The organism is Vibrio sp. 1069, from assembly GCF_033340555.1.
In genome coordinates this window covers 1-527 of record NZ_JAWOWP010000910.1, presented here as the reverse complement: position 1 = coordinate 527, position 527 = coordinate 1, and the positions used below count along the sequence as shown (strand labels likewise).

At 50.9% G+C, this 527-nt stretch carries 1 protein-coding gene; it reads left to right on the top strand.

The genetic code is table 11. The features are described 5' to 3' along the window. Positions 1-527 (top strand): amidohydrolase family protein (locus tag R7040_RS29760; RefSeq protein ID WP_318098089.1); only part of this gene is annotated, 527 nt, incomplete at both ends.

Sequence of the window (527 nt, the reverse complement as noted above, 5' to 3'; positions counted from 1 at the left end):
GAATGGCAAGTGCTGACGCATGCCAATGGTGACGCGGCGATCGAGCAATTTATCAATGCGGTAACCAAAGCAAATGAAAAGCTAGGAAAGCAAGACCGCCGACCTGTTCTCATTCACGGCCAAACCATGCGCCAAGACCAAGTGGATCGCTTAGCGGCGCAAGGCATCTTCCCTTCTCTATTCCCAATGCATACTTTTTATTGGGGTGACTGGCATGTAGACTCGGTACTCGGCCATCCTCGTGCCGATTTCATTTCACCAACTCAAGCGGTGAGAAAGGCAGGGTTAAAGTTCAGTACTCACCATGACGCACCTGTGGCGCTGCCAAGTTCATTCCGAGTATTGGATGCGACCGTCAATCGCACCACCAGAACCGATAAAGTACTGGGTGCAGATCAGCGCGTTGACACGTACACCGCGCTGCAAGCCATGACCATTTGGCCAGCTTACCAACACTTTGAGGAGTCGTATAAAGGTTCTATCGAAGTGGGTAAGAACGCGGATTTAATCATCCTCGATAACAACCC